This window comes from Micromonospora alfalfae, assembly GCF_022230925.1.
Lineage (GTDB): Bacteria > Actinomycetota > Actinomycetes > Mycobacteriales > Micromonosporaceae > Micromonospora > Micromonospora alfalfae.
Genome location: NZ_JAKKFH010000034.1, coordinates 147,629 through 173,582, shown reverse-complemented (window position 1 = coordinate 173,582; position 25,954 = coordinate 147,629). Strand labels below are relative to the sequence as shown.

Annotated in this window: 23 protein-coding genes and 1 tRNA gene; 10 read left to right on the top strand and 14 right to left on the bottom strand. The window is 69.3% G+C overall.

From position 1 onward, the window contains the following. The first annotated feature begins 117 nt into the window (after positions 1 to 117). Positions 118 to 1,485 carry a glycoside hydrolase family 6 protein gene (locus MED01_RS26485; RefSeq protein ID WP_238671235.1) on the top strand — a complete coding sequence of 456 codons (1,368 nt, stop codon included), beginning with the start codon at positions 118 to 120 and terminating at the stop codon, positions 1,483 to 1,485. A gap of 111 nt (positions 1,486 to 1,596) precedes the next feature. Here MED01_RS26485 and MED01_RS26480 read toward each other — a convergent pair whose 3' ends face one another. Next, positions 1,597 to 2,841, bottom strand: a complete 1,245-nt coding sequence (locus MED01_RS26480) for an MFS transporter (protein WP_238671234.1) — start codon at positions 2,839 to 2,841, stop codon at positions 1,597 to 1,599. 202 nt (positions 2,842 to 3,043) lie between these two features. On the opposite strand from MED01_RS26480, the gene MED01_RS26475 reads away from it, so the two are divergent. Beyond that, a complete protein-coding gene (locus MED01_RS26475; RefSeq protein ID WP_238671233.1) occupies positions 3,044 to 3,694 on the top strand; it encodes a CGNR zinc finger domain-containing protein in 651 nt (216 codons plus the stop codon). Positions 3,695 to 3,888: 194 nt separating this feature from the next. After that, a tRNA-Arg gene (locus MED01_RS26470) sits at positions 3,889 to 3,961 on the top strand. Positions 3,962 to 4,211: 250 nt separating this feature from the next. On the opposite strand, the gene MED01_RS26465 is transcribed toward MED01_RS26470, so the two are convergent. The 5 genes from MED01_RS26465 to MED01_RS36195 form a co-directional block, all read right to left on the bottom strand. Continuing rightward, positions 4,212 to 4,817, bottom strand: a complete 606-nt coding sequence (locus tag MED01_RS26465) for a hypothetical protein (RefSeq protein WP_238671232.1) — start codon at positions 4,815 to 4,817, stop codon at positions 4,212 to 4,214. 1,440 nt (positions 4,818 to 6,257) lie between these two features. Then, on the bottom strand, positions 6,258 to 7,559 hold the full coding sequence (locus MED01_RS26460; RefSeq protein WP_308193567.1) for an AAA family ATPase: 1,302 nt from the start codon (positions 7,557 to 7,559) through the stop codon (positions 6,258 to 6,260). Positions 7,560 to 8,229: 670 nt separating this feature from the next. Beyond that, positions 8,230 to 9,492: a M23 family metallopeptidase gene (locus MED01_RS26455; protein WP_238671230.1), complete on the bottom strand. Its 1,263-nt coding sequence runs from the start codon at positions 9,490 to 9,492 to the stop codon at positions 8,230 to 8,232. 139 nt (positions 9,493 to 9,631) lie between these two features. Beyond that, the gene (locus MED01_RS26450) at positions 9,632 to 10,231 is read right to left on the bottom strand and encodes a ClpP family protease (protein ID WP_238671229.1); all 600 of its coding nucleotides are present in this window, start codon (positions 10,229 to 10,231) and stop codon (positions 9,632 to 9,634) included. A 136-nt stretch (positions 10,232 to 10,367) separates the two neighbouring features. Continuing rightward, on the bottom strand, positions 10,368 to 10,865 hold the full coding sequence (locus MED01_RS36195; protein ID WP_308193566.1) for a helix-turn-helix domain-containing protein: 498 nt from the start codon (positions 10,863 to 10,865) through the stop codon (positions 10,368 to 10,370). A gap of 421 nt (positions 10,866 to 11,286) precedes the next feature. Here MED01_RS36195 and MED01_RS26440 point away from each other — a divergent pair, with 421 nt between their 5' ends. Further along, complete coding sequence (locus MED01_RS26440) at positions 11,287 to 12,300, top strand: potassium channel family protein (RefSeq protein WP_238671228.1); 1,014 nt, start codon at positions 11,287 to 11,289, stop codon at positions 12,298 to 12,300. Positions 12,301 to 12,411: 111 nt separating this feature from the next. On the opposite strand, the gene MED01_RS26435 is transcribed toward MED01_RS26440, so the two are convergent. Then, entirely contained in the window at positions 12,412 to 12,891 is a 480-nt protein-coding gene (locus MED01_RS26435; RefSeq protein ID WP_238671227.1) for a MarR family winged helix-turn-helix transcriptional regulator, read from the bottom strand. Between the two features lie 82 nt (positions 12,892 to 12,973). Here MED01_RS26435 and MED01_RS26430 point away from each other — a divergent pair, with 82 nt between their 5' ends. Further along, positions 12,974 to 13,618 carry an FMN-dependent NADH-azoreductase gene (locus MED01_RS26430; RefSeq protein ID WP_238671226.1) on the top strand — a complete coding sequence of 215 codons (645 nt, stop codon included), beginning with the start codon at positions 12,974 to 12,976 and terminating at the stop codon, positions 13,616 to 13,618. 68 nt (positions 13,619 to 13,686) lie between these two features. Here the strand turns inward: MED01_RS26430 and MED01_RS26425 are convergent, their stop codons facing one another. From MED01_RS26425 to MED01_RS26415, 3 genes are all read right to left on the bottom strand, one after another. Then, a complete protein-coding gene (locus tag MED01_RS26425; RefSeq protein WP_238671225.1) occupies positions 13,687 to 14,721 on the bottom strand; it encodes a 2-oxoacid:ferredoxin oxidoreductase subunit beta in 1,035 nt (344 codons plus the stop codon). Further along, on the bottom strand, positions 14,714 to 16,561 hold the full coding sequence (locus MED01_RS26420) for a 2-oxoacid:acceptor oxidoreductase subunit alpha (RefSeq protein WP_238671224.1): 1,848 nt from the start codon (positions 16,559 to 16,561) through the stop codon (positions 14,714 to 14,716). Before MED01_RS26420 ends, MED01_RS26425 begins: the two co-directional genes overlap by 8 nt. A gap of 280 nt (positions 16,562 to 16,841) precedes the next feature. Beyond that, complete coding sequence (locus MED01_RS26415) at positions 16,842 to 18,314, bottom strand: hypothetical protein (RefSeq protein ID WP_238671223.1); 1,473 nt, start codon at positions 18,312 to 18,314, stop codon at positions 16,842 to 16,844. A gap of 129 nt (positions 18,315 to 18,443) precedes the next feature. Between MED01_RS26415 and ndhC the strand changes: the two genes are divergently transcribed. After that, positions 18,444 to 18,821, top strand: a complete 378-nt coding sequence (gene ndhC, locus MED01_RS26410) for an NADH-quinone oxidoreductase subunit A (protein ID WP_091394827.1) — start codon at positions 18,444 to 18,446, stop codon at positions 18,819 to 18,821. A 67-nt stretch (positions 18,822 to 18,888) separates the two neighbouring features. Here the strand turns inward: ndhC and folP are convergent, their stop codons facing one another. Continuing rightward, positions 18,889 to 19,758: a dihydropteroate synthase gene (gene folP, locus MED01_RS26405; RefSeq protein ID WP_238671222.1), complete on the bottom strand. Its 870-nt coding sequence runs from the start codon at positions 19,756 to 19,758 to the stop codon at positions 18,889 to 18,891. Between the two features lie 156 nt (positions 19,759 to 19,914). Here folP and MED01_RS26400 point away from each other — a divergent pair, with 156 nt between their 5' ends. Further along, on the top strand, positions 19,915 to 20,529 hold the full coding sequence (locus MED01_RS26400; RefSeq protein WP_238671221.1) for a DivIVA domain-containing protein: 615 nt from the start codon (positions 19,915 to 19,917) through the stop codon (positions 20,527 to 20,529). Beyond that, entirely contained in the window at positions 20,526 to 21,023 is a 498-nt protein-coding gene (locus MED01_RS26395) for an SRPBCC family protein (protein WP_238671220.1), read from the top strand. The genes MED01_RS26400 and MED01_RS26395 overlap by 4 nt, the downstream gene beginning before the upstream one ends. Here MED01_RS26395 and MED01_RS26390 read toward each other — a convergent pair. Continuing rightward, a complete protein-coding gene (locus tag MED01_RS26390) occupies positions 20,968 to 21,864 on the bottom strand; it encodes a sterol desaturase family protein (RefSeq protein ID WP_238671219.1) in 897 nt (298 codons plus the stop codon). The genes MED01_RS26395 and MED01_RS26390 overlap by 56 nt on opposite strands. A gap of 137 nt (positions 21,865 to 22,001) precedes the next feature. On the opposite strand from MED01_RS26390, the gene MED01_RS26385 reads away from it, so the two are divergent. Continuing rightward, positions 22,002 to 22,583, top strand: a complete 582-nt coding sequence (locus MED01_RS26385) for a DNA-3-methyladenine glycosylase I (protein ID WP_308193565.1) — start codon at positions 22,002 to 22,004, stop codon at positions 22,581 to 22,583. A gap of 13 nt (positions 22,584 to 22,596) precedes the next feature. Further along, the gene (locus MED01_RS26380) at positions 22,597 to 23,220 is read left to right on the top strand and encodes a hypothetical protein (RefSeq protein ID WP_238671218.1); all 624 of its coding nucleotides are present in this window, start codon (positions 22,597 to 22,599) and stop codon (positions 23,218 to 23,220) included. A 162-nt stretch (positions 23,221 to 23,382) separates the two neighbouring features. Here the strand turns inward: MED01_RS26380 and MED01_RS26375 are convergent, their stop codons facing one another. Both MED01_RS26375 and MED01_RS26370 read right to left on the bottom strand, forming a co-directional pair. After that, entirely contained in the window at positions 23,383 to 24,624 is a 1,242-nt protein-coding gene (locus MED01_RS26375) for a DUF1501 domain-containing protein (protein ID WP_238671217.1), read from the bottom strand. A 14-nt stretch (positions 24,625 to 24,638) separates the two neighbouring features. Continuing rightward, positions 24,639 to 25,937: a DUF1800 domain-containing protein gene (locus MED01_RS26370; protein ID WP_238671216.1), complete on the bottom strand. Its 1,299-nt coding sequence runs from the start codon at positions 25,935 to 25,937 to the stop codon at positions 24,639 to 24,641. Positions 25,938 to 25,954: the final 17 nt, after the last annotated feature.

Genomic DNA, 25,954 nt, shown 5'->3' with positions numbered 1-25,954 from the left:
GACATCCAATCCATCGACGCGTGTTCACGTCTTGGCAGCGGTCCGCGCCTCCGCTAACGTCCCTGGGAACGCTCCCATGAACTTAGACACATCTATGTGATCTGGAGGCAACACGTCGTGGCTATCTTCTCCTCGCTCCGCCGCAGATCGGCGGCCATCAGCGTGGCGGCCGTAGCGGGCGCCACCGCCGTCGGCGTCTGCCTCGCCGTCAGCAGCGCCTCCGCCGGCACACTGTCCGGGTCGCTCTACCGCGACCCGAGTTCGGCAGTCGTCCGCTGGGTCGCCGCCAACCCCGGCGACTCGCGTACCGCCGTCATCCGCGACAAGATCGCGAGCCAGCCGCAAGCGCGCTGGTTCGCCAACTTCAACCCCTCGACGGTGCAGTCCGAGGTCTCCGGGTTCATCGGCGCCGCCAACGCGGCGCAGCAGATCCCGGTGCTGGCCGTCTACGAGATCACCAACCGGGACTGCGGTGGGGCCAGCGCCGGTGGGGCGCCGGACCTCAACCAGTACCAGACGTGGGTGTCCAACTTCGCCAGGGGACTGGGCAACCAGACCGTCATCATCATCCTGGAAACCGACTCGCTCGCTCTGCTGACGTGCCTGAGCAGCGCCGAGATCAACGCGCGCAACCAGGCGATCTCGACTGCCACCCGGACCATCAAGTCGGGCAACCCCAACGCCAAGGTGTACCTCGACGCCGGCCACTCCACCTGGAACAGCGCTGGTGAGACGGCCAACCGGCTCCGGGCGGCCGGCGTGCAGTACGCCGACGGCTTCTTCACCAACGTGTCGAACTACAACTCCACCTCCAACGAGGCGAACTTCGGTCGGGCTGTCATCTCCGCCCTCAACGGCATGGGGATCTCGGGCAAGCGCCAGGTCATCGACACCAGCCGTAACGGGGGTGCCAGCGGGGACTGGTGCGGCGACGACAACACCGACCGGCGCATCGGGCAGTACCCGACGACCAACACGGGTGACAGCAACATCGACGCGTACCTGTGGGTGAAGCCGCCGGGGGAGGCGGACGGCTGCCGCTACACTGCCGGTTCGTTCCAGCCCGACCTGGCCTTCAGCCTGGCCAACGGCGCGCCCAACCCGCCCACCACCACCCCGCCGACGACGACGCCGCCGACGACCACTCCACCGACCACCACCCCGCCGACCACCCCTCCGAGCTCGCCGCCGGCCGGTGACGGCTGCTACGCGTCGATCGCGGTCAACCAGTGGGCTGGCGGCTTCACGGCGAGCGTGACGGTCACCGCCGGCAAGTCGGACATCAACGGCTGGACCGTTACCGTCCCGCTGCCCGGCGGCGCGGTCACCAGCGCCTGGAACGCACAGGTCAGCGGCACCAGTGGCACCGTGGGGTTCACCAACGTGAGCTACAACGGACGGGTCCTGGGCCGACAGTCCACCAACTTCGGCTTCCAGGGCACCGGCACCGGCCCGGGCGTGTTGGCCGACTGCGTAACCAACTGATTTCAGTCAATGCGGCGGCCCGGCGCGGAGGACCACTCTCCGTGCCGGGCCGTTCTCTGCCACCCCAGGTGAACGCGCCCAGGTCGCGTAGCTCACCGAACACCGCGCCAGCTATGTCGGCACGCTGGCGGCCTGTGGTTTCTCGGCATCGTGGCTGCGGGTCTGTCGCACCGGCCAACTGCTCTGGTCAGGCCTATGGTTCCTCCCTCTCCTACGGGACATTTCGTGGCCGGCGAGCAACGCGATCGCCACGGCTGTCAGCAGACCACCGAACAACGGGATGACGCGCACCCCGGCCGTCGCCAGCAGACCCGCGCCGATCAACGAGCCGGCCGCGAGGCCGAAGTTGAACGCGACGCTGAGGCTGGCCGACGCCATGTCGGTGGTCGACGGGGCCACCTGCATGACGCGGTGCTGGATTCCCGCGATCAGCGAACTGAACGACATCCCCGCCACGGCGAGCAACGGGATCGTCAGTACCTTGCTCGTGCCAACTCCAGAGAGGCCCAGCATCGCGGCGCTGAGGAGCCCGAGTAGAACGAGCACGACACCGAGTGGAAATCGGTCCAGGACCCGGCCGACCGCCCAGGTGCCGGCGACGCCGAACGATCCTTGAACGAAGAGCAGCAGGCCGAGAGATGCCGCGGCGAACCCGCTGACGTCGAGCAGAAAGACGGTCATGTAGGTGAACGCGCCCATGGCGCCGGTGACCGCGAGGATGGTGGCGACAAGGAGCACGACGAAGCGGCGCCGGTCCGGCATCGGCCCCGTGTCGCCTGCATCCTGTTGCGGTGCGACGCTCGGCAGGAGCAGGGCGACAGCGATGCAGGTGACGAAGCCGAAGATGGCCATCGCGACGAAGGCGGCCCGCCACCCTGCCTGCCCGCCCAACCAGGTACTCAGCGGCACGCCGAGGACCGGGCCGAGGGCGTTACCGATCGACAGCCGAGCCACGATGCGACCTCGGATGTTCGCGGGGAACATCGAGATCGCCACCGGGAACACCACTGCCCAGAAGACACCGTTTGTGGTGGCGGACACCAGCCGCGCGGCGAGCAGCACCTCGTAGGAGGTTGCGAAGGCCGACACCGTCGTCGCCGCGGCGAACACACCGAGGGCGCCGGCGAGCAGGGGGCGCCGGGGTACGCGTCGAGTGACCCGGGTGAGGGGGAGCGCCACAACCATGACCACTGCGGCGTACCCGGTCACCAGCAGACCAGCCTCGGACCTGGAGCGTCCCAGGTCTGGCGCGATCAGCGTGAGCAACCCGATCGGAAGCACCTCGGTGGTGACGTAACAGAAAGTGGCGGCGGACAACGCGGCGAGGGCATAGGCCGCGCGTCGTTGGTGCGCCATTGGCTACCTCCCAGATCCTGGATGTCGGTCGATGATCCCGGCTAAATGGGTTTTGACGGTAGCATAGACGACTGCGCATCCCTCGCTGTCTCGCTGCCGGTCCCATCCCTGCGCCGATATGCCAAGCCCAGCGGGTCGTGCCGACTCCTGAACTGGACGGCGTGTAACCATCTTGGGCGGTATAGGTGGTAGCCTGGCTGGCATGCCAATCGACGTGTGCCAGCTGCCGATGGTCGGGGGGCACCCCGTACTGGATCTGGTCAACACGCTGGAGCGCGGGGGCACCGCACCGCACGACTTCCTGTCCGACAGCTCCGCCCTGCTGCGCTGGTCGGTCCAGGTCGGCCTGATCAGCGACGCGGAGGCCGACCAGGTTTGCCGGGCGTGGCGCGACGAGCCCGCCGCCGCGCAAGCGGGACTGGCCGCCGCGCGGGACATCCGCGAGGGCCTGTATCTCGTGATGCTCGCCGCGATCACCGACGCGGACGACGGCACGGCGAGCGACCCCATCGCGGCCGGTGCCGCGCTGGTCGGACTACACCAACGCTGGTCCGGCGCGGCCGCTCGAGGACGATTCGTGCTCGACTCGTCACAGGTACGGCTGGTCTACGGCACGGTGCCGGCCATGTTGGTGCCCGACCGGATCGCCGAGGCCGCTCTGGACGTCATGCTGACGGCCGACCTGACCCGAGTGCGCCGCTGCCCGGTGCTCGAAGGCGGCTGCGGCTGGCTGTTCCTCGATCGCAGCCGCAACGGATCCCGCCTCTGGTGTCGCATGGCCGACTGCGGCAACGTGGTGAAGGCGCGACGGCTCACCGAACGTCGCCGCGCCGCCCGGCCCGCCAACTCGTAGCCGGTCGACTGATCGATGCTGTGCGTGGTGAGTTGCCACGGCAGCGGACGCCTGCCGACCTCCTGTCTGTTCCCCTGGCGTCCGTCGGGTTGTCGCGCCTGTGCTGGGATAACAGGCGTCCGGGCGGCGGGGTGAACGCAGGCCGCTCCCTGCCACCCCAGCTGGCCGCCCGGGTCGCTAGACTGGGCCCTCGCGCCCCCGTAGCTCAGGGGATAGAGCATCGGTTTCCTAAACCGTGTGTCGCAGGTTCGAATCCTGCCGGGGGCACCTCGATGATCAGTGCAAATACTCTCTGACCTGCGGATACGCTTCCGCTTCGATCGGTCGACCTGTGCAGCCAGATGCCGCCCGTAGTCGCCGCTTGCAGCCCTCCGTGCAAAATACGTGCAATGATCTTGGGCGGCTTGGCTGGCCGTTCCTGCAGGTCAGGCTGCCAAATGCGTAGAGCCGCAGCCCAGCAGCGGCTCTACGCGCACTCGTGCTTCCAGCAGGGGCCCTCATGATCTAGTCCGCTCCGTCAAAGGAACGCCACTATCGGTCGCGGTGGCGGTGCCGGGACACCGAACTCGCGTAGCCAGTGGCCATCCGCGTCTTCTGGCCGCCCGCAGGAGCACTCACCGTCGAACCAGATCTTGATCAGGTGGTATGCCTGATCAGGCCGTCCCAGGTGCAGCTCCGTGCTCTCTCCTGCTCTGAGGGTGCCGAACCCGATGTCCGAATAGCTGTCTGCGGTGTAGTAGATGCGGGCGCGATATCGAAATTCCATCGGAGCCGCGTTCTTCACGGTTGCCACGTAGCTAGGGCGGTTTAGATCCCTTGCACCCTTATGCGGCTTGACGCTTACCAGCTCGACGCGGCTTGCACCGTAGTCGTGGTGGTCCCGTCTGGCCTCGATCCTGACGGCCTCACTCGCGGCTTCGGCCGAGCGCTTGGCCTCCTCCTTCGCGTCTTTAGCGATCTGGACTTGATCCTCAGCTGCGTCAGCGGACCGCTTCGCCTCTACCTTGGCTTCCCGAGCGATCCCCGTCTGTCGATGCGCATAAAAGGCAGCTGCGATCGCGGTTGCGATGGCGACGACGACGCCGACACGATCAGCGTTTAACCAGTCCAGCCAAGTTGGCATGGCTCAGGCTCCTCGAGAGCTGGAAGGGGTAGCAGGCTAGGCGAAGGGTCAGGATGCCATCATCAAGGCGGCCCGCGAGCGGGCCGCGCCGGCTCGGCCCGGCCCTGCTGGCGGCGCAACCGCCGGCATCGGCCGGGCCGCGCCGGCCACGAGTGCCGAGGCGGGACGATCGCCGTCTGGGTTGCTCCCCGTCGAAGTTGGGGCGATCGCTGCCGCGCAGCAGAGCTGTTTGCCCCCGGAGCCTCTTGGGCATTGCCCGCGGGTTGGGGCAGCGTGGCGGCGGGTCCGCGTGCCGTCAGTGGATCTGATCCCAGAACTCCCACTTGTTGCCGGCATGGTCTGGGCACTCTCGTCGGAGCTGCTCCGCGGCCAGTGTGGGCGCGGCATCCTCGGGGCCGGGGTCGAACCGGAGGTCGAAACTTCGTCCGCACTTGGGGCAGTGCACTTGGACATTGGCTGCCATGCGGTCATCGTGGCATCCCCAGCTCGGCTGGCGAAGTCCTGCAGGCGCCGGCCGTTGCCAGCCCAGCAGGTCCTGGGGCCGTTCGATCCGCGTGCGTTGAGGAGTGGCCGGCAGCGGGATTCTGGGGTCACCGAGGGCAGACCGGACAGACGATTTCCGGGGCAGTACGCAGAAGCAGAAGCGCCGACAGCGTTTCGCTGGTCGGCGCTTCAGTAGCCGGCGGAAGGCTATGTGGCAGGGGCGGGTCAAACCGCCGACCTCCCGACTTTCAACAGGACGCTCCGCCTCGCCGTGGACGGCACTATTGACAACGCCATTGAAGATTGTCGCGAGGGCGCTCTTCTTGCGACCCTGGTCTTGGCCAACTCCACGATATGTAGTTGCGGCGCGCGGTGACCTAATAGTCAAGTACGCGTTTGATGTCGTCCCGTAGGTCGCCTACTTCAGAACATCCGGTAGCGAGAGATTCAAAACTGGGACGCAGGGAGAGCGACACGAGCCGCGTCCGGCCGCCGTCAGCCAGCAATGCATCCGCTCGGGTAAGAAGCCGATCGAAATAGCGCTCTTTCGGATCGCGTTCTGCCCTCACCGTACCCCAAGAGGAGTCTATTTGGGCTCTTGAGCCCCACAGCGCCCATACCTCAAGTTCTTGAATCGCCCCAACGATCGCAACCTTTGGCGAGGGGCACCGGGACAACGCATTCCGCACCCTGGCGGCCTTGTTGGGTCTACCGTCTTCACCATCTTCGCCGTCTGTGTCGAATGCGACAACGATTGCATCTACCTGCGGTGCGTATCGCTGCACGACATCACATAGATTCGCTAAGAGGCTGCTAAACCCGGTGATTCTAGGATTAGAGACGATTTGGATGCGTGCGCGTGGCTTGCCCAAGCTGGCCAGAATGGCGCCAACCACAGGTTTAAGGATATATTGATCGTGGGTGTGATCCTCACAGACAACTGCGATCTTCAAATCATCACCGGTCCGCAGCCAATTGGAGGTACCCCTCCGTCAGCAGTTCTCCGAGTCTGTGGTCCTCGGCCAGATACTGCGGCGTGAGTTGCGAGACTTTATTGACAACCGAACAGTTGTTATCCGAGTCCCATCCGACGAAAAGCATGTCGTGGAGAAGTTCTTTGCCGGCGATGTCGAGTAGCGTTGGGCTGTGAGTCGTCGTGAGGACTTGAACGGGACCGTTTCGCGTGGCGGCTGAAATCATCCGAATCATCAAAGCTAGGCGACTCGGGTTGATCCCGTTTTCCAGTTCCTCGATTACATATGTGCGAGGCGCGGCACTGCCGAGCAACGCAAAGGCGAAGCCAGTGAATCGGAGAGTTCCATCAGAAAGGCTTCTGGCGGTAAGGGGGCGGGAAAATGGTTCTTCCTTGAGGGCGAGAATTACCTCTCCGGTCGGCGCCTCCTCGACCAAGAGGTCGGTTACGGGACGCGGAGTCATCTCGGACAGCCAAGACTTGATCGCTTGGAGTCTCTCGTACGCATCCGTCTCGACGTCTGCGGCGTCTGAAGCCCTGGTTGGATCGTAGCCAGAAGCGTAAGACAACAGCAGCCATGCTGCCGCGGCAAGATTCTCTCCATGTTCGCCGATGTTGAAGCGGCCCAGGGTCGAGTAGTTTCTCAGAATTTCGGGTCGCAACTCGAGCGGCTGAATAGATGTGAGGAGATCGCGCATTTCTTGCGCACGGGCCTCATTGTAGACGTACTCCGCTTTCCGGCCGGAGAATTGGCTTAGAATTGTTTCGTGCGGAGAAAAACTCCGGCTTGGGTTCTTGCCGCGTGCATTAGTGTAATATCTAGCCTTGATCGCCGGTGAGTCACTTTGCCGAAGCGGCGCAGACTCGGGATGGGTGTCGTAAACATAGGCGCCGGGGTGGTCCTCCGCGGAAAGTGATTCCGCAACAATTCGATACTGTCTCGCGTCCACCGAAAGTCGATAATGTAGTCGCCTGCCTTTAGGTGTCAGTCCCTCGACTTCGACGTGGAACACCTTCGATTTCGCTTCAAGATGCGTCGTCGCTTCGCCGCCCCCGCGGATTCCAGCAGAGACTTCGGTCGGGCTGCCGCTGAATGAGGCAGCATAGTGCCCCTCTATGGCGTCGCGGATTGAGCGCCCACTTCCGATTGCATGGAGAAACTTAAGAGCGTCCCCGAAGTTCGACTTACCGACACCGTTTCCGCCGTATATCACGGTGAATGGAGCAAGATCGAAGGTGACGTCCTGAAATGATTTGAAGTTACGAAGCCTAACGCGGGTGAGAATCGGGACCTCCTAGGTCGGGAGGCGAGTTTGCGAGCCTGTTGCTGAGAGTCTAGACCAACCGGCGTCAGGGGCCAGGCCAGGAACCTCCGGGATCTCGCTAAAGGAAGTCGTAGCTGGTGGTCACCTCTCGCCCAGCGAAGATCGAATGAGACTCTCAATGCGATCCGCAGTGCTCAGGCGGCCTAGTGTTCTCGAACTCGTGTGATGCTCCACCCGGCCTTGGTGAGCACAACGTGGACCTCGCGATCCGTGCAACATTCCTATCCCGTGCAACGCCAGTACATGCGAGGGCCACGGGCGCTGTAAAACGTCGAGAGGCGATGGCAGGTCCGGACCGAGGTAGGAGCTCTGGGCGCGCGGTCTGAGGTCAGCTGCGGACGGCACGGCGAGCGGGCTAGCGGGCAGCCGCCGATGCCGGCCGGCAAGAGGCTTGGTCATTGCAAGGCTGAGGTAAGCCTGCGCTGCGACCCCCTGCGGGCGGCCTCCGGCCGTCCTCGGGTGCCCGCAGCGCGTGGTGCAGAATGCGTGCAATGATCTTGGCTCGCGGGATCGGTGGATCCTCGGGCGTGCAGGTCATGGCCCCCGTGGTCACCCTGCCTGCGTCGCCTTCCTAAACCGTGTGTCGCAGGTTCGAATCCTGCCGGGGGCACCTCGAAGATCAGCGGGCCAGTCAGACGGCGTAGATGAGCTTGATTCCGTCCAGCCCCAGAGCGGCGGCCCGAGTGCCGCGGACCCCGCTGTTGAGGTTGCGCCAACTGTTGTTGCTGGCGGCCTCGTGCACGTACCCGTCGACGACGTTGTAGATGTGCTTCACCCCGTTGAGGTTGAGCGCGGCCAGTGCGGTGCCCTGTGCGCCGTGGATGCCGGTCCAGAGGTTGGCCCAGCCGGCGTTGCTGGCGGCCTCGTAGACTCGGCCGCCGTTCAGGGTGTAGAGGATCTTCGTGCTGCCCACTGTGATCGCCGCTACCGCCGAGGCCGGGATGCCCGTGTTCAGGTTCCGCCAGGCGTTGGCGCTGTGCGCCTCGTGTACGTAGCCACCGACGATGCTGTAGACGTACTTGACGCCGTTCAGCGCGATCACCGAGATCGAGGACGAGCCAGCGCCGCCGATGCCGGTGTTGAGGTTGCGCCAGCCGTTGTTGCTGGCGGCCTCGTGCACGTACCCGTCGACGACGTTGTAGATGTGCTTCACCCCGTTGAGGTTGAGCGCGGCCAGTGCGGTGCCCTGTGCGCCGTGGATGCCGGTCCAGAGGTTGGCCCAGCCGGCGTTGCTGGCGGCCTCGTGGATCCGGCCGCCGTTGAGGGTGTAGAGGATCTTCGTGGTTCCGAGGGTGACAGCTGTCGTCGCCGTGCCGGTCACCGCGCCCGCACTGCCGGAGACCGGTAGGGCGCGCCAGCCGGCGTTGCTGGCCGCCTCGAACACCTGACGGGGCTGGTCGGCAGGGTTCTGCTGGATGAAGAGCAGCGGGTTGATCCGGGTGCCGGACGGGTCGATCATGTGCCAGTGCAGGTGCGGGCCCGTCGAGCTGCCCGAGCCGGGTGCGCCGGCCGCGCCGCCGGATCGGCCCACGATCGTGCCCGCGCCCACGCTGGCGCCGTTGCCGAGCACGAACTGCGACAGGTGCAGGTACTGGCTGCGGTACCCGTCCGCGTGCTGGATCGTGACGGTGTGCCCGCCCGTGCCGTTGTTGGGGGTGTTCTGGATGGTGCCGGCGCCGCAGGCCGGCAACGCCGTGCCCACCCCCATCCCGAAGTCGATGCCGCCGAGTGACCCGCGGCCGAGGTGACCCTCCCAGGTGTCGGTGATCGGGTAGCCGCTGAACGGGTTGTAGATCGACGGCGCGGCCTGAGCGGCCTCGGGAGCCAGCAGGCCACCGGTGCTGATGGCACCCGCACCCAGCACCGCCGCGCGCAACATCGTGCGGCGACTCACTGCGGAGGTGGTCGTGTCGTCGCCGCAGCAGCTGGGCTTCGTGACCGTCCGTCATTCCCACTCCTTCTGCGCCCGCCAGGATATCCATGGAGGCTAATGGGTGGGGTGGTCTGGCGGTACCGCGGCCACCGGACGTTGATCAGATCGTCGGCAGCTGTTCGGCTCGGGTGACCACCTGGTCGATGAGGCCGTACTCCCGGGCCTGCTCGGCGGTGAACCAACGGTCCCGGTCCCAGTCCCGCTGGATCTCGTCGAGGGTCCGTCCACTGTGCTGGGCGATCAGCTCCTGCATCGTCCGCTTCACGTGCAGCATGTTCTCCGCCTGGATGGTGATGTCGGCAGCGGTGCCACCCATCCCGCCGGACGGCTGGTGCATCATGATCCGCGAGTGCGGCAGCGCGTACCGCTTGCCGGCCGCACCCGCGCAGAGCAGGAACTGCCCCATCGAGCCGGCGAACCCGAGCGCCAGTGTCGCCACGTCGTTGCGGACGTAGCGCATGGTGTCGTAGACGGCCATTCCCGCGCTCACCGAACCGCCCGGCGAGTTGATGTAGAGGTAGATGTCCCGGTTGTCGTCTTCGGCGGCGAGCAGCAGGATCTGCGCGCAGATCTGGTTGGCCGACTCCTCAGTCACCTCGGTGCCGAGGAAGACGATCCGTTCCCGCAGCAGCCGCTCGAACACGTGATCACCGAAGGACGGCTGCCCGCCCTCCAGCATTCGCACGTTGTACCCGATCATGTGTCGTCGCCTTCCGCCGTGCCGGCGGGTGGTGGGGACCGCCCGGTTTACCGGCCCCTCCAGCGTGCGGGCGACGGCGGCGGTGGCCCAGTGATTCTGCCGCCGGCAGATCCGCCGACGGCAGAACCCGCGCGGCCTACGCGGCGGTCAGCCGCCGCAGGCCGAGCCGGCTTTCTGCGCTGTCAGCAAGGGCTGCGGTACGCGGACCGGGGCGCGAGCCACCAGCGGAGGCTCTTTCGACGACGCTGAGGGTCGGCTCGCTCGCGACCGGCCCGCGGTGCAGGACGAACCCGCCGACACGTGGTCCCACCAGCAGGGTGGCGTTGCCGATCTCCCGTCGGGTCGCATCGACCCGCTCCAGGTGGGTAAGCGCGGCGCGCGGCGCGGCCGGGAGGCGGGGCTCGACCCGCCGCATGTCGTCGCGGGCCTCGCCGAGCAGGTCGGCGAGGCTGATGCCGAGCGCTCGGCAGATCGCCGCCAGCACCTCCGACGAGGCCTCCTTCCGACCCCGCTCGACCTCCGAGAGGTAGGGCACCGAGACGTCGGCTGACGCGGCCACCTCGCGCAGCGTGCGGCCCTGACGCTGGCGGTGGCGGCGCAGCACCCCGCCGATCACCCGTCGCAGTAACGACATGCGGGCCTCACTTTCGCGGTCGTCGTCGGGAACCCCCCCATCATGCCCGTCCTCGGCTGTCCGGACCGACCCGTCCGGGCCCCCGCCGCTGCGATGGCGCGGGCCCGGGGCTCTCACCGGTACAGGTGGGTGTGCCAGGCGGCCGGTTGGGGCACCAGCGTGACCGTCGGGAACAGCGTCCGGGTGCTACCGGCGGGGAGCAGGGCGTGCCCGACTGGGCGCGGGCGCCTGCTTTGATCAACTCGGGTTTCCGGAAGTCGCGGTATCCCACGCCGCTTGAGCGGCCCACTTCCTGAAACCCGAGTTGACCATGCCAGCCACGCGCGCGCCGCCGGTTGTCCGCCGCGACCCGGACGTGCGGTCGGCGGTGCACCCGCTATGTTGTGGGCGTGCAGGCGACGGTGGGCGAGCAGGTTCGACGGTGATCCATTTTCCCGCACAGCGCCGGGGCCCACTGAGCGCGCTGAGCCTTCGGCTCGCCGCCGCCCTGGGCCTGGTCTTCGCCGTGGTCGCCGCTGTCTATCTGGGCCGGGACGGCTACCGCGACGTCAACGAGGACGGCCTCACCCTGCTCGACTGCTTCTACTACGCTGTCGTGTCGCTCTCGACCACCGGCTACGGGGACATCACCCCGTCCGCCCCGTCGGCCCGGCTGGTCAACGTCCTCTTCATCACCCCGGCCCGAGTGATCTTCCTTATCATCCTGGTCGGCACCACACTGGAAGTTCTGACCGAGCAGTACCGGACCGGCCGTCGCCTGTCGCGGTGGAGGAGAGCCGTGAAGGACCACGTCATCATCTGCGGCTACGGCACCAAGGGGCGCAGCGCTGTTTCCGCCCTGATGGAGAACGGTCTGGACCGCTCGCGGATCGTGGTGGTGGAGCGGAGTGCCGCCGCCCTGCGGCAGGCCACCTCCGCTGGGCTGGTGGCGATCGAGGGCTCGGCGACCCGGTCGTCGGTGCTGAACGAGGCGCACGTCAAGAACGCGAAGGCCGTGATCATCGCGACCGACAGTGACGACGCGTCGGTGCTGGTCGCGCTGACGGTGCGGCAGCTCACCGCGGGACAGGTCCGCATCATCGCGGCGGCGCGGGAGGCGGAGAACGCCCCGCTGCTCAAGCAGAGTGGCGCGCACCATGTGATCGTCTCCTCGGCCACGGCGGGCCGGCTGCTCGGCCTGTCCACCTCGGCGCCGCCGCTGATCGACGTGGTGGAGGACCTGCTCACCCCCGGCCAGGGCATGGCGCTGGCGATGCGTTCCGCCGAGCGGGACGAGGTGGGTCGCTCGCCGCGCGAGCTGGAGTCGTTGGTGATCGCCCTGGTGCGGCGGGGCAAGGTGGTCACCCTGGCCGACCGGGCCGGCGCGGTGATCGAGACCGGCGACATGCTGGTGCACGTCCGCGACGACCGCCCCCAGTCGGCCACCACCGCCTGATCGTCCTGCCTTCCGGTGTCCCGGCGTGACGGCTCGGCCCCTCGGTGGGTGGCGTGCTGACCGCGCCGCTGTCGGCCGGTGTGCCGGCTCCGCCGCTGTGGTGACGCGGCGTCAGCAGGTGTCGTCGGCGACGCAGATCGCCTCGGTGCAGTTGACCGTTGTGCCGGTGGAGGCTCGGCTGAGCAGCTCGTAGAGCGTCTCCCGCTCGGTGGGAGTCAGCGCTCCCAGCACCTCGTTCTCGGCGCTGGCCAGGGCGCATTCCGCCTCGCTGAGGCGTTTCGCACCGTCTTCGGTGAGTTCGACGACGTGTCGGCGGCGGTCCTCGGGGGAGCGCCGACGCTCGATCAACTGCTCGGCCTCCAGGTCGTTGAGCAGCCCGACGATGTTGGTGCTGTCCATTTCCAGGATGGTGGCGAGCGCCTGTTGACCGGTGCCGCCTCCGGCGCGCAGCACTGTGAGCGCGACCAGGTGCCGGGGGCGTAGCCCCAGCGGCGCCAGCACCGATTCCGACCGCAGCCGCATCCGCCGGGCCAGGTGGTCCAGGAGTGCGCCCGAACGGTGCTCGGAGGAGTCGAGCGGCTGGGCGGACATGTGACCCAGTCTACCGACTCAGCGGAACATCGGCCTGCTATAAATAGTTGGTGCTTCACAGACGATTCCTGGAGGGGGAATAATGCATCTGCTGCATATCGACTCGAGCATCCGCGGTGACTGGTCGATCAGCCGGCGGCTCACCGCCCGCGCTGTCGACGCATGGCGTGCGGCGCACCCGGACGGCACTGTGGCCTACCGGGACCTGGGCGCCGAACCGCTGCCGCACCTGGATTCGGAGGGCGGCCTCGCCCGGATGACGCCACCGGACCAGCACACGCCCGCCCAGCGCGAATCCTGGGAGCTCAGCGAGCGGTTGGTCGACGAGGTGAAGCAGGCCGACGTGGTGCTGCTCGGACTGCCGCTCTACAACTTCGGCGCGCCGAGCAGCGTCAAGTCCTGGGTCGACCACCTGATCGTTCCCGGCCTGGCGTACGACCCGACGTCGCAGGAGGGCCTGCTCGGCGGACGCGAGTTCGTGGTGCTGGCCACCCGGGGTGGCGGCTACGGCGAGGGCACCCCGCGCTACGGCTGGGACCACGCCGAACCGTGGCTCCCGCACGGCCTGTCGATGACCGGCATGCAGCCGCGCTTCATCAGCGCCGAGCTGACCCTGGCCCCGTCCGTGCCGGCGATGGCCGAGCTGATCCCGCTGCACGAGGCGAGCCTCGCGGCGGCCGAGAAGGAGATCGACAACCTCTGGACGCCGGCCACCGCCCAGCGCTGAGACAGCGCCGGTACGACGAGAGCGGCCGCCCCCGATCGGGGACGGCCGCTCTCGTCAGTGCGGACGGGTCAGCTGATGGTCCAGGTGTCGCCGCTGCCCAGCAGGCCGGCGAGCTGCTGCTCGGGGGTCTCGGTGACAGTCGCCTTGGCGGCCGCGAGCTGAGCCTGCACCACGCTGTCGTACGACGGTCGGTCCACCGAGCGGAACACCCCGATCGGGGTGTTGCGCAGATCCAGGCCGGGCAGCCGGGACAGTGCGAAGGCGTACGCCGGGTCGGTCACCGTCGCGTCGTGCACGACGATCTCCTCCGGGCGCACCGAGCTGGTGTCCCGGACCTCCAGGCCGAAGCCGCCCGGCGGGTGCACCACGCAGAACCGCCCGTCGGCACCGAAGGTGATCGGCTGCCCGTGCTCCAGCCGGATCAGGTAGTCGTCCCGGGTGGACGGGTCCTTGAGCTGTTCGAATGCCCCGTCGTTGAAGATGTTGCAGTTCTGGTAGATCTCCACGAAGGCCGAGCCCTCGTGCTCCGCGGCGGCCCGCAGCACCGACTGGAGGTGCTTGCGGTCGGAGTCGATGGTGCGGCCCACGAAACTGGCCTCCGCGCCAAGGGCGAGCGAGAGCGGGTTGAATGGGGCGTCCGCCGAGCCGGCCGGCGTCGACTTGGTGATCTTGCCGACCTCGGACGTCGGTGAATACTGGCCCTTGGTCAGACCGTAGATCCGGTTGTTGAACAGCAGGATCTTGAGGTTGACGTTGCGCCGCAGCGCGTGGATCAGGTGGTTGCCACCGATGGAGAGCGCGTCGCCGTCACCGGTGACCACCCAGACCGACAGGTCCGGCCGGGACACCGACAGGCCGGTCGCGATCGCCGGGGCCCGACCGTGGATCGAGTGCATCCCGTACGTGTTCATGTAGTACGGGAAGCGGGACGAGCAGCCGATCCCGGAGACGAAGACGGTGCGCTCCCGGGGGATGTTCAGCTCCGGCATGAACTGCTGGATGGCTGCCAGGATCGCGTAGTCACCGCAGCCGGGGCACCAGCGCACCTCCTGGTCGGACTTGAAGTCCTTCGCGGTGAGCTTGACGGCGACGGGCTCAGACATTCTTCAGCACCTCTTCCAGCGTCGTCTCCAGCTCGGTGGCCGTGAACGGAAGGCCGCGGACCTGGTTGTAGCTGATCGCGTCGACCAGGTAGCGGGCCCGGATGACGTGGGCCAGTTGGCCCAGGTTCATCTCCGGGATGACCACCTTGTCGTACGAGCGGAGCACCTCACCGAGGTTCGCCGGCATCGGTGCCAGGTGCCGCAGGTGCGCCTGGGCGATGGAGAGGCCCCGCTGGCGGACCCCGCGGCACGCCGCGCCGATCGGCCCGTACGTCGAGCCCCAGCCGAGGACCAGGACCCGGGCGTCGCCGTCGGGGTCCTCCACCTCGATGTCCGGCACCGGGATCGTCTCGATCCGGGCGGCCCGGGTGCGCACCATGAAGTCGTGGTTGGCCGGGTCGTAGGAGATGTCACCGGTCTTGTCGGCCTTTTCCAGACCGCCGATCCGGTGCTCCAGGCCAGCGGTGCCGGGGATCGCCCACGGTCGGGCCAGGGTCTCCGGGTCGCGCAGGTAGGGCAGGAAGGTGGTGCCGTCCTCGCCGTTGGGCTTGGTGGCGAACTCGACCCGCAGGTCGGGCAGCGACTCCACGTCCGGCAGCAGCCACGGCTCGGAGCCGTTGGCGACGTAGTTGTCGGACAGCAGGATCACCGGGGTGCGGTAGGTGAGCGCTATCCGGGCCGCCTCCAGCGCCGCGAAGAAGCAGTCCGACGGTGACCGGGGCGCGATCACGGCGACCGGTGCCTCACCGTGTCGACCGTAGAGCGCCATGTTGAGGTCGGCCTGCTCGGTCTTGGTCGGCATGCCGGTCGACGGGCCGGCGCGTTGCACGTCCACGATCACCAGCGGCAGCTCCAGCGCCACGGCTAGGGAGATCGTCTCGCTCTTGAGCGCCACGCCGGGGCCGCTGGTGGTCGTCACGCCGAGCGACCCGCCGTAGGAGGCCCCCAGCGCGGCGCCGACGGCGGCGATCTCGTCCTCGGCCTGCACTGTGATGACGCCGAAGCGCTTGTGCTTGCTCAGCTCGTGCAGGATGTCCGACGCGGGCGTGATCGGGTACGCGCCGAGGAAGACCGGCAGCCCGGAGCGGACCCCGGCGGCGACCAACCCCAGTGAGAGCGCCGCGTTGCCGGTGATGTTGCGGTACGTGCCCGGCTTCATCTTGGCCGGCTTGACCTCGTAGCGGACCGCGAAGTCCTCGGTGGTCTCGCCGAAGTTCCAACCGGCCTTGAAGGCGGCGACGTTCGCGGCGACAAGCTCCGGACGGGCCGCGAACTTGCGCTCCAGGAAGCGCAGCGTCGACTCGTATGGCCGGGAGTACATCCAGGAGAGCAGGCCGAGCGCGAACATGTTCTTCGACCGCTCAGCGTCCTTCTTGGACACCTGGTGGGCGGCGAGCGCACCGACAGTCATCGAGGTCAGCGCCACCGGGTGCACCACGTAACCGGCCAGCGAGTCGTCGTCCAGTGGGCTGGTCTGGTAACCGACCTTGGCGAGGTTGCGCTTGGTGAACTCGTCGGTGTTGACGATGATGTCCGCGCCGCGCGGCAGGTCGGCCAGGTTGGCCTTGAGCGCCGCCGGGTTCATCGCCACCAGCACGTTCGGCGCGTCGCCCGGCGTGAGGATGTCGTAGTCGGCGAAGTGCACCTGGAAGCTCGACACGCCGGGCAGGGTGCCGGCGGGTGCCCGGATCTCGGCGGGAAAGTTTGGCAGTGTGGAGATGTCGTTGCCGAGCTGCGCCGTCTCCGAGGTGAACCGGTCGCCGGTCAGCTGCATGCCGTCGCCGGAGTCACCGGCGAACCGGATGACCACCCGGTCGAGTTGACGGATCTGCTTGGTCACTGTGCCACCTTCGTTCGCGACTGCGGGGCTTGCCCGGCCACGGAACCTCCCTGACGCAACGCTTCACCGCACCGCCCCAGGCTGGTCCGGCCGCTGTCGTTCCTCACCTGAGAGCCTACGTCTAAGGGAGCCCTAACCATCCCCGGAGGTCCGCCGACTGGGACCGGATTGGGGTGCGAAATGCCCGTGTTTGCGGGGTTACGCACCGCCCGCCGTAATTCAGATCACCACTGGCTCGTGCCGACGACCCCGGCCGCGCGGGGCCGGGGTCGTCAGTCGATCAGTCGGCGGGGTTGGGGGTGGGCTCGGGCGGCGGGCCGCCGAGCCGGCGGCGCAGCGAGGTCGTGGCCAGCGTGAGAGCCAGCACCACCAGCAGCGTGGAGACCGCGATCAGGATCACCGCGGTGCGCTGCACCGAGGTCAACCCGCCGTCTCCAGTGGTGGCACCGGCGGGCAGTACGCCCTGTGAGCCGGTCGGCGCGGGCGGGGAGACCACGGGCGTGGCCAGCGCGGCCGCCGAGGTGATCCGGAAGCTCATCTGCACCCGACGGGTCGGGCCGCTGTGTGGATCGAGTTGACCGATCACGGCCCCGGACAGCGGCGCCTCCCGCTGCGCCTGCGGCGTCGCCTCCACCGGCAACTGCACCTCTGCGGTAGTGCCCGCCAGCACCAGGCCGGCGTCGCAGCGGGTACGCGTCGGGTCGACAGCCACGCAGCCGAGCGGTGGGGTCGGCACTGTCACCCCGGCCGGCAGGACGACCTCGACCCGGCCGGCGGCGTCCACCGCGCCGGTGTTGCCCAGCCGGAGCGTGAGGGTGCTCGGGCCGCCGCTGATGTCGAAGGCCACCTCGTTGGCGGCGAGCGCGATCCCGGGCACCGGCGGGCCTGCTGGGAAGAGCACAGCGAAGCCCTGGTCGTCGGTCGCCTCCCCGGCCGCTCCCGGCGCGTCCGCAATGACCTGGACGGAGCCGCTGAGCGGCATCTGCTTCCACGCTGTGCCAGCGACCCGTAGCCGCAGCACGGTGCTGAACCGGACGCCCGCTCCGGCGGTCCAGGCACCGCATCGGTACGTCCCACCACCGGCGGCGGCGCAACCCTTCGTGCCGGCGTCGGTCAGCCCGGAGGGCAGCGTGTACGAGAGTCGGATCTGCTCCGTCGTGGTGCCGGTGTTGTGCACTGTGACCTGGAGGGTGGCGGCCGTGCTCGCCGTGTTCCAGTACGCCTCGGTGAGGGTGACGTCGCCGGTGGTGACCTGCACGCCCAGCGGGCTCTGCGGCGGCGGCGCCGAACCCGGGGCGGGCGGGCGGACCGTCGGCGCCGGCGGTGTTGGCGGGGCCGGAGGCGCCGTCGGTGGCACCGGGGTGGGCGGTCGGGTGGTGCCGCCCGGCGCGGGCGCGCTGGTGGTCGGCGCGGGCGGCGGGACCTCCGGGGCGGTGGTCACCGGCGCCGGTGGCGTCGTCTCCGGTGGTGGCGCGGCGGTCTCCGGTGCCGGTTCGGTCGGCTCCGGTTCACCGCCCGGGTCTTCGGTGGGGGTGGGCTCGTCCGCCGGTGTGGTCGGGGGCCCCTCGCCTCCCGGCTCGTTGACCGGCTCGGCAGTCGTCGCGACCGGGTCCGCGTCCGGTGCGGCCGCGTTGGCCCAGGCCGGCCCCACGGCGAGCGCCGTGAGCAGGCCGAGCGCGAGCGCGGTCGCCAGCAGGGGCGTGGAACGTCGCCCCTCCGCCCGGTTACCGGGCGATGCCTTCACGCGGGCCATCTGTCCTCCGGTGACATGGGTGGGTGTCCAATATTCGGTAACAGTTGCCCCGGTGCACTAGTCCCATCTGGAAACAAATCCGTAACGTGTTTGGGACGGCCCGTCCGGGTGGACGGTAGGCTGCCGACTGTGAACGGATACCTGGGCTCGTACGCGACGCTCGGGCTCCTGCTGCTCGCCAGCGTTCTCTTCTTCGTTACGGCGTTCTCGGCCAACCGGGTGTTACGCCCGGCGCGTCCAGCCGACCCGCCGGGCAAGCGGGCCAGTTACGAGTGCGGGCTCGACCCGGTCGGTGCCGACTGGGCGCAGATGCAGATCCGCTACTACGTGTACGCCTACCTCTACGTGCTGTTCGCTGTCGAGGCGGTGTTCCTCTTCCCCTGGGCGGTGGTCTTCGACCGGCCGGGCTTCGGTCTGGTGACGGTGGTGGAGATGGCGGTGTTCGTGGCCGTGCTCGCGTTGGGAATCCTCTACGCCTGGCGTAGGAACATCCTCCGCTGGACCTGAGCGCCACTGCCTCCGGCGATCGTGTCGGTCCGACCGCCCGTTCGCTGGCGGTTACGGCGACGACCGGTCAGGCGAGCCCCCGGCGGGTGGCAGTGGGCGGGCGGTCGCCCCGTATCGAGGCCACCATGTCCAGCACCCGGCGGGTCGGGCCGACCTGGTGGGCCCGGAAGACCCGGGCACCCAACCAGGCCGAGACGGCCGTCGCGGCGAGCGTCCCCTCCAGCCGTTCGGCCACCGGCAGCCCCAACGTCTCACCGATGAAGTCCTTGTTGGAGAGCGCCACCAGCACCGGCCAGCCGGTAGTGGTCAGCTCGTCCAGTCGGCGGGTGATCTCCAGCGAGTGCCGGGTGTTCTTGCCGAAGTCGTGCGCCGGGTCGATGAGGATGCCGTCGGGGCGTACCCCTGCCGCTACAGCGCGCTCGGCGAGCCCGGTCACCGTCGCGACCACGTCGGCGACGACGTCGGTGAAGGCGACCCGGTGCGGCCTGGTCCGCGGCGTCAGTCCGCCGGCGTGCGAACAGACCAGACCGGCGCCGGTCCGGGCGGCCACCCGGACCAACGCCGGGTCGACGCCCGACCAGGTGTCGTTGAGGAGGTCGGCCCCGGCCGCCACGGCCTCCGTCGCCACCTCGGCGCGCCAGGTGTCGATGGAGATCACCACCTCGGGAAACGCGGCTCGGACGGCGGCGATGGTGTCCACCGTGCGCCGGATCTCCTCGGCGACGTCCACGTCCGCGCCGGGGCCGGCCTTGACGCCGCCGATGTCGATGATGGCCGCGCCCTCGTCCACCGCCCGCTCCACGGCGCGCAACGCGCTGTCGGCGGCGTAGGTGGCCCCGCGGTCGAAGAACGAGTCCGGCGTGCGGTTGATGATCGCCATCACCACCAGCTCGCCGGGGGCGAACGTGCGCCCACCCAGCCGAAGCGCCCCGGCCATGCCCGCCTCCTGGAAGTTCGCGCCGTCGCCGCCGCGCCGGCCGGTCCCGACGCTAGTCGGTCGCCCGTCCACGATTCCGGGCGGGCGTCGGCACCGATCGTGATCGAGGCGGGTGGCGGGGTCGCTCCCGGCCGGCTGCCATGCCACGATCAGTACATGGGTCAGCTTCTGCTCCTCCTGGTCGTGGCGTTGACCGTCGCGGCGGTGATATTCGGCGTGACGGTGCTGGTCAGTGGGCGTGATCCCGGCCTGGTGCCGGCCGAGCCGGATTCGCAGGCCGTGGCGTTGCCGGGCACCCGCCCCCTGCGCGAATCCGACGTGGGGGCGGTCCGTTTCGACACCGGCTTGCGCGGGTACCGGATGGACCAGGTCGATCAGACGTTGCGCCGTGCCGCCTACGACATCGGTTACAAGTCCGAGCTGATCGGCGTACTGGAGTCGGAGGTCATCGCCTTGCGTGAGGGGCGCACCGACGACGCGGACGTGCTGCGGCAGGCCCGCGAGCAGTCCGCCAGCAAGGTGACCACCGCGAACGCGGCCGAGCCGGGCGAGGCACCGGAGTCGGGCGAGGATGCGCCGTTGACCGGCGAGGCAGGCTCAGCCCCGGTCGGCTCGACGACTCCCGGCCCGTTACCCGCCGCCAGTTCGTCCCCGGCGGATTCCGACGGGGTGGCGCCCGCCGCCGCGCCCGCAGACGACGAGTCGGCCGATCGTGAGCAGACGCCCGGCACCGAGCAGCGCGACGCGGTGGTTCGGTCGGAGTCGGCGTGACCGAGCCGGAGGGCGCTGACGATCTTCGCGAGGCGGCCCGACCCGGCGCGGGTGAGGTGACCGCCACGGTGATCGTCGAGGCCCCGGCGGAGCGGGTGTTCGCCGCGCTGCTCGCCTGGGAACGCCAGTCCGACTGGATTCCGTTCACCCGCGTGCGGGTGGTCGAGGGCGACGGGCGCGAGGGCAGCCGGATCGAGGCGGTGACCGCGCTCGGCCGGGCGACACTGCGCGACGAGATGCGGGTGGTCCGGGTCGACGAGCCGTACGAGATCGGCGTCGTGCACCACGGCCAGCTGCTGCGCGGCCCGGGGGTGCTGCGCTGCACCCAACTGGACCGGGACCGCACCCAGGTCGTCTGGCACGAGTGGTTCCACCTGCCGGGCGGTCCGGCCGGTCGACTGGCGTGGCCGGTGCTCTGGCCCGGCTCCAAGCTCGGCCTCACCCAGGCGCTGAAGAGGTTCGCCCGCCTGGTCGAGCAGGGCCGGCTCCCCTGACCGGTGAGCCCGGTGCCGGCTGCCAACCCGGTGCGCGGAAGAGGTGCCCGACCCGGTGCCGCCAGGTCACCGCGGCGCGCAGGTCCCGGGCGATCGAGGCGTACTCGTGGAAGGCCACCCGGCCCGGGTTGTAGCTGCCGACGTTCTTGGTCAGGCCGTACACGCAACGTTCCCCTTCCGGCGCGAACGACGTGAAGAGCCGGTCCCAGACGATCAGGATGCCGCCGAAGTTGCGGTCCAGGTAGCTGCCCTGCGACGCGTGGTGCACCCGGTGGTGCGACGGGGTGTTGAACACCGCCTCGTACCAGCGCGGCATCTTGTCGATCCGCTCGGTGTGGATCCAGAACTGGTAGAGCAGGTTGACCGAGCCGCAGAACGCGACAACGGCCGGGTGGACGCCGGCCACTATCAGCGGGATGTAGAACACCCAACTGGTCAGGCCGGTCCACGGCTGGCGCAGCGCGGTGGAGAGGTTGAACCGCTGCGACGAGTGGTGCACCACGTGTGAGGCCCAGAGGATGCGGATCACGTGGTGGCCGCGGTGCGACCAGTAGTAGCAGAAGTCCTGCCCGAGCAGGATCAGCGGCCAGGTCCACCAGAGCTCGGCGACCCGCAGCGGGGTGAGCGCGTAGAGCAGCGCGTACGCGGCGGCGATCGGCACCTTCCAGAGCAGGTCGGCGAAGATGCTGCCCAGGCCCATCGCCATGCTGGTAGCGGTGTCGGCGCCGCCGTAGCCGACCTCGTCGTCGTCGCGGTGCAGCAGGTAGGAGACCCGCTCCAGCACGATGAGCAGCACGAAGGCCGGGATCGACCAGGCGATGACGTCCGGGAACTCCTTCACCGTGCGGCCTCCGCTCGCCGTCACCGGTCGGGGCGCACCGTCGGGTGACCCCGACCTACCGGTCGGTAACAAGCACCATAGGCAGCCGGGCGGCCGGTGGCAATGGGGTGTCGGACGGATGCCCTAGCGTGTACGGGGTGACTGACCTGGTGATCGGTGCCGACGGGCTGGCTCGTTGCGCCTGGGGGTCGAGCACCCCCGACTACGCCATCTACCACGACACCGAGTGGGGGCGGCCGCTGCGCGGCGACGACGCGCTCTACGAGCGGATGACGCTGGAGGCGTTCCAGTCCGGGTTGTCCTGGCTGACCATCCTGCGCAAGCGTCCGGCGTTCCGACTGGCGTTCGACGACTTCCACATCCCGACCGTCGCCCGCTACGACGACGCCGACGTGACCCGGCTGCTCGCCGACGCCGGCATCGTCCGTAACCGGGCCAAGATCGAGGCGGCGATCGCCAACGCCCGTGCCGCACTGGAACTCCCGGAGGGCCTGTCGGCGCTGCTCTGGTCCTTCGCGCCGGAGCCCCGGCCAACTCGCCCCGCCTCGTTCGCCGAGCTGGCACCGATCACCGCGGAGTCGACGGCGATGGCCAAGGCACTCAAGAAGCGCGGCTTCCGGTTCGTCGGCCCGACCACCGCGTACGCGCTGATGCAGGCCACCGGGATGGTCGACGATCACATCGTCGGCTGTCACGTCACCCTTGCACCGGCGGCGTGATGAGATGGCAGGCATGACGACCGAGACCGCGCACCGGGCCGGTGCGGCCGGCAACGCCGACGGGGTGGGCACCTGGGCGGTGCTGCTGCCCGCCGAACGGTACGAGGCCGAGCGGCTCGTGCACCACGACACGCTGGAGCTGACCGGGCTCACCGACGTCGCCCGGCCAGGGCATGGCGACCAGGTGGCAGTGCTGGTCGCATCGCCGCCACGGCTGGTGGCCCTCGGCCGGGTCACCGCGCGGGGTCGACGCCACCGCGAAGACCCGGACGACCCGCAGTCACCGGTCGAGCCGGGCACGCTCGTCGTCGCGTACACCCGGCGGGCCTTCGACGAACCGGTGCCGGCCGACCTGCTGACGCTCGACGATCAGGTCACCGCTGTGGAGCCGGCGGCCTTCCGGGCGCTGGCCGACCAGCTCGGCCCGCCCCCGGCGCGGCGCACCTGGCTGGTCAGCCTCGACCTGCCGATCGAGGCCGGCACGCCGGCCGAGGCGGTTCGGCTGTTCTGGTCCTACGTGCAGGAGCTGGGCCCCCGTGAGCTGCCCGCCTTTGTCTCGCCGGCCGGCGACGAGCTGGCCATGCAGGCGTTCGTGCTGGGCGAGCAGGCCAACCAGGACCCGGAAGAGGACGACTAGGGCGTGTGTCGAAGTCCTCGGTCGAGCCGAGGCGGAGTCCAGGCGGCGGTTCGGCAAGGCGGAGGTTGGCCCGGATACCGGTGTTGTATCCGGGCCAACCTCCAACGCGGCCGGCCGTCGTCTGGGCCCGCCGCAGGCCGGCCAGGGGCATCGACACACGCCCTAGAACAGCTTCTCCACTCGTCCCCGCCAGTCGGCGAGGACCGGACCCGGGTCGGTGTCCAGCACACGCTCCAGCAGCGTGGCGTAGACGTCACGGAAGTCGGTGGTGTATTTCAGGTCGCCGTCGTCGAGGTCGGTGAGGCTCGGTGGTGCGCCGTGCCAGCCGCCCCGGACGCCCGCGCCGAGCAGCAGCACGTCCGAGGCGGTGCCGTGGTCGGTGCCGTCCGAGGCGTTGGCCCGTACCCGACGGCCGAACTCGGAGTAGACCGCCACCACCACCTTCCGGCCCGCCTCGGTGCGACTCATCCGGTCGGCGAACCCGGTCAACGCCCGGTCCAGCTGACCCAGCAGCACTGCCTGCAACTGCTTCTCGTCGGCGTGCGTGTCGAAGCCACCCAACGACACCGAGAAGACCCGGGTGGACACTCCCGCCTCGACGCACTGTGCGACCAGGTCGAGCTGCGCGTCCAGTGGGGTGCGGGCCCCGCCGGTGGCCGTCGCGGGGGCCTGCTCGCTGTCCGGGTCCGCCGTGTCCGGGTCGGCGGAGTCGCGTACCTGGCGGATCATCTCGTCCACCGACCGCAGGTCGGCGAAGCAGGCGGCGGCCCGACCCCGGGCCGCCGACTCGCCCGCCTCAGCGGCGGCGAACGCGGTCAGTGTCGCCGCGGGCAGCCCCTTTGCGGCCTTCCGGTCGGTCACCGGCACTGCCGCACCGGCGCTCTGGGCCCCGGCCAGCAGCGGCGGCAGCGCCGGCTCGAAGGAGACCGCCAGTCGGGGATCGCCACCGGCGCGGTCCAGCCACCGCCCGAGCCAGCCGGTGTTGCCGGGCCGGTCCGGTTGCGCTGTGTGCCAGATGTCCATCGACCGGAAGTGGCTGCGGTCCGGCTTCGGGTAGCCGACCCCGCGCACGATCGCCAGCCCACCGCCGGACCAGCGCTGGTGCAGGCCGGCCAGTGCCGGGTTGAGGCCGAAGTCGTCGTCCAACCGCCGTACCTCCCCGTCCGGGTACGCCAGCTCGGGGCGGGCCGCCCGGTAGGCCGGGTCGGCGTACGGAATGACGGTGTTGAGACCGTCATTGCCGCCGTAGAGGGTCACCAGCACCAGCGTGCGGGACTGCGGGTCGCGGTCGCCGCTGGTGTCCAGCAGGTCCCGCAGGCTGTACGCGCCGGCCCCGGCGGCCAACGCGCCAGCGCCGACAACTCCGCTGGTCAGCAGGAACCTGCGTCGGGTCACTGTGTCCATGTCGACTCCTCCGCTCAGCTGACTGTGTATTCGGGGCTGACCAGGCCGGCGGCCAGCAGCTTGCGGGGCTCACCGGCCAGCGGGGTGAGAGCGGCGCGGGTGCGCCCGCTCCAGGCGTCGACCACCAGCAGTCGGGCCAGCGCGTCCGGTCGGCCGGCGGTGGGCGCTGCGGTCAGTCGGGCCAGCACCGATGGTGCTGTGGCGGCGGCGAGCACCCCTGCCGTCCGTAGCCGGGCCTGTAACGACGAGGTGGTCAGCCAGGCGGACCCGGCCGGCCATCCGCCCACGCTCGGTGGACGCAACGGCACCTGGTCGAGCGCGTTCAGACCGGCCAGCAGTTGTTTACGTTGCTGCTCGGGCAGCGCTGACGGTCGGATGCCGAGCTGCCGCAGCGCACCGACCAACCACTCGACCGGCTGTTTCACCAGCGTGCCCCGGGTCTGCGCGAAGGCCGGCGCGGAGAGGATCGCGCGCACTGTCGCGATGGTGTCCGCGCCGGCCAGACCCTCCGGCGCCGGGGTCTCGGGGCCGGCGTAGCGGAACCAGAGCCGACCGGCCACGAAGGTCGCCGCCGCCGGTTGGGCCGTCAGCAGACCGGCGTACGCCTCGGCGTCGAACCGGCCGCTCTGCCCGAGGATGTTCTTCTCGCCGGGGTCGTGCCGCTTGGGCTCGAAGCGGGCCACCCCGGTACGGCGGTCGACCACCCAGCCGGTCAACGCCCGCGCGCCCGCCTTCACGTCGGCCTCGCTGTAGGCGCCGATGCCGAGGGTGAACAGCTCCATCAGCTCGCGGGCCAGGTTCTCGTTCGGTGCCTTGCGGGTGTTCTTCTGCCCGTCCAGCCAGACGATCAGGGCGGGGTCGCGCACCATCGCGGCGACCAGCGGGCCCAGCGGTCCACGGCCGTGCCGGCGCAGCGTCTCCAACTGGCCCACCATCAGCCGCGCCGACTTGACCTTCTGCGCGCTGGTTGCCCAGTGCCCGTGCCAGAAGAACAGCAACTTCTCGGTCAGCCCGTCCTCGGCGGCCACCATCCGGTTCAGCCACCACTCGGTGACCCGCTGGAGTTGCTTGCGGCGCTCCGCGTTGGCCTGCTGCCGCTGCTCGCGGGTGGAGTCCTTGGTCAGCTCGGCGTACGGGTCGGGGGGCAGCGTCGGGGTCGGTGTGGCAGCCGCGCCCCGGTCCGTCGCCGGCTGGGTGAGAAGCCGGTCCACTGTTGCCGCCGGCCCGGCCCGTTCGGCCGCGTCCACTTCGTCGGCGGTCGGCCCGAAGGTGGCCCGGCGCAGCAGGTGCGCCACCGCTTCACGATCGCTCATGCCCGCCGACGCTAGGC

Bases quoted from the DNA above. Each gene is read 5' to 3' on its own strand.
- MED01_RS26480 (WP_238671234.1), bottom strand. From the start codon at position 2,841: ATGGCGCACCAACGACGCGCGGCCTATGCCCTCGCCGCGTTGTCCGCC.
- MED01_RS26475 (WP_238671233.1), top strand. From the start codon at position 3,044: ATGCCAATCGACGTGTGCCAGCTGCCGATGGTCGGGGGGCACCCCGTA.
- MED01_RS26465 (WP_238671232.1), bottom strand. From the start codon at position 4,817: ATGCCAACTTGGCTGGACTGGTTAAACGCTGATCGTGTCGGCGTCGTC.
- MED01_RS26450 (WP_238671229.1), bottom strand. From the start codon at position 10,231: ATGATCGGGTACAACGTGCGAATGCTGGAGGGCGGGCAGCCGTCCTTC.
- MED01_RS36195 (WP_308193566.1), bottom strand. From the start codon at position 10,865: ATGTCGTTACTGCGACGGGTGATCGGCGGGGTGCTGCGCCGCCACCGC.
- MED01_RS26435 (WP_238671227.1), bottom strand. From the start codon at position 12,891: ATGTCCGCCCAGCCGCTCGACTCCTCCGAGCACCGTTCGGGCGCACTC.
- MED01_RS26430 (WP_238671226.1), top strand. From the start codon at position 12,974: ATGCATCTGCTGCATATCGACTCGAGCATCCGCGGTGACTGGTCGATC.
- MED01_RS26425 (WP_238671225.1), bottom strand. From the start codon at position 14,721: ATGTCTGAGCCCGTCGCCGTCAAGCTCACCGCGAAGGACTTCAAGTCC.
- MED01_RS26415 (WP_238671223.1), bottom strand. From the start codon at position 18,314: ATGGCCCGCGTGAAGGCATCGCCCGGTAACCGGGCGGAGGGGCGACGT.
- folP (WP_238671222.1), bottom strand. From the start codon at position 19,758: ATGGCCGGGGCGCTTCGGCTGGGTGGGCGCACGTTCGCCCCCGGCGAG.
- MED01_RS26400 (WP_238671221.1), top strand. From the start codon at position 19,915: ATGGGTCAGCTTCTGCTCCTCCTGGTCGTGGCGTTGACCGTCGCGGCG.
- MED01_RS26380 (WP_238671218.1), top strand. From the start codon at position 22,597: ATGACGACCGAGACCGCGCACCGGGCCGGTGCGGCCGGCAACGCCGAC.
- MED01_RS26375 (WP_238671217.1), bottom strand. From the start codon at position 24,624: ATGGACACAGTGACCCGACGCAGGTTCCTGCTGACCAGCGGAGTTGTC.
- MED01_RS26370 (WP_238671216.1), bottom strand. From the start codon at position 25,937: ATGAGCGATCGTGAAGCGGTGGCGCACCTGCTGCGCCGGGCCACCTTC.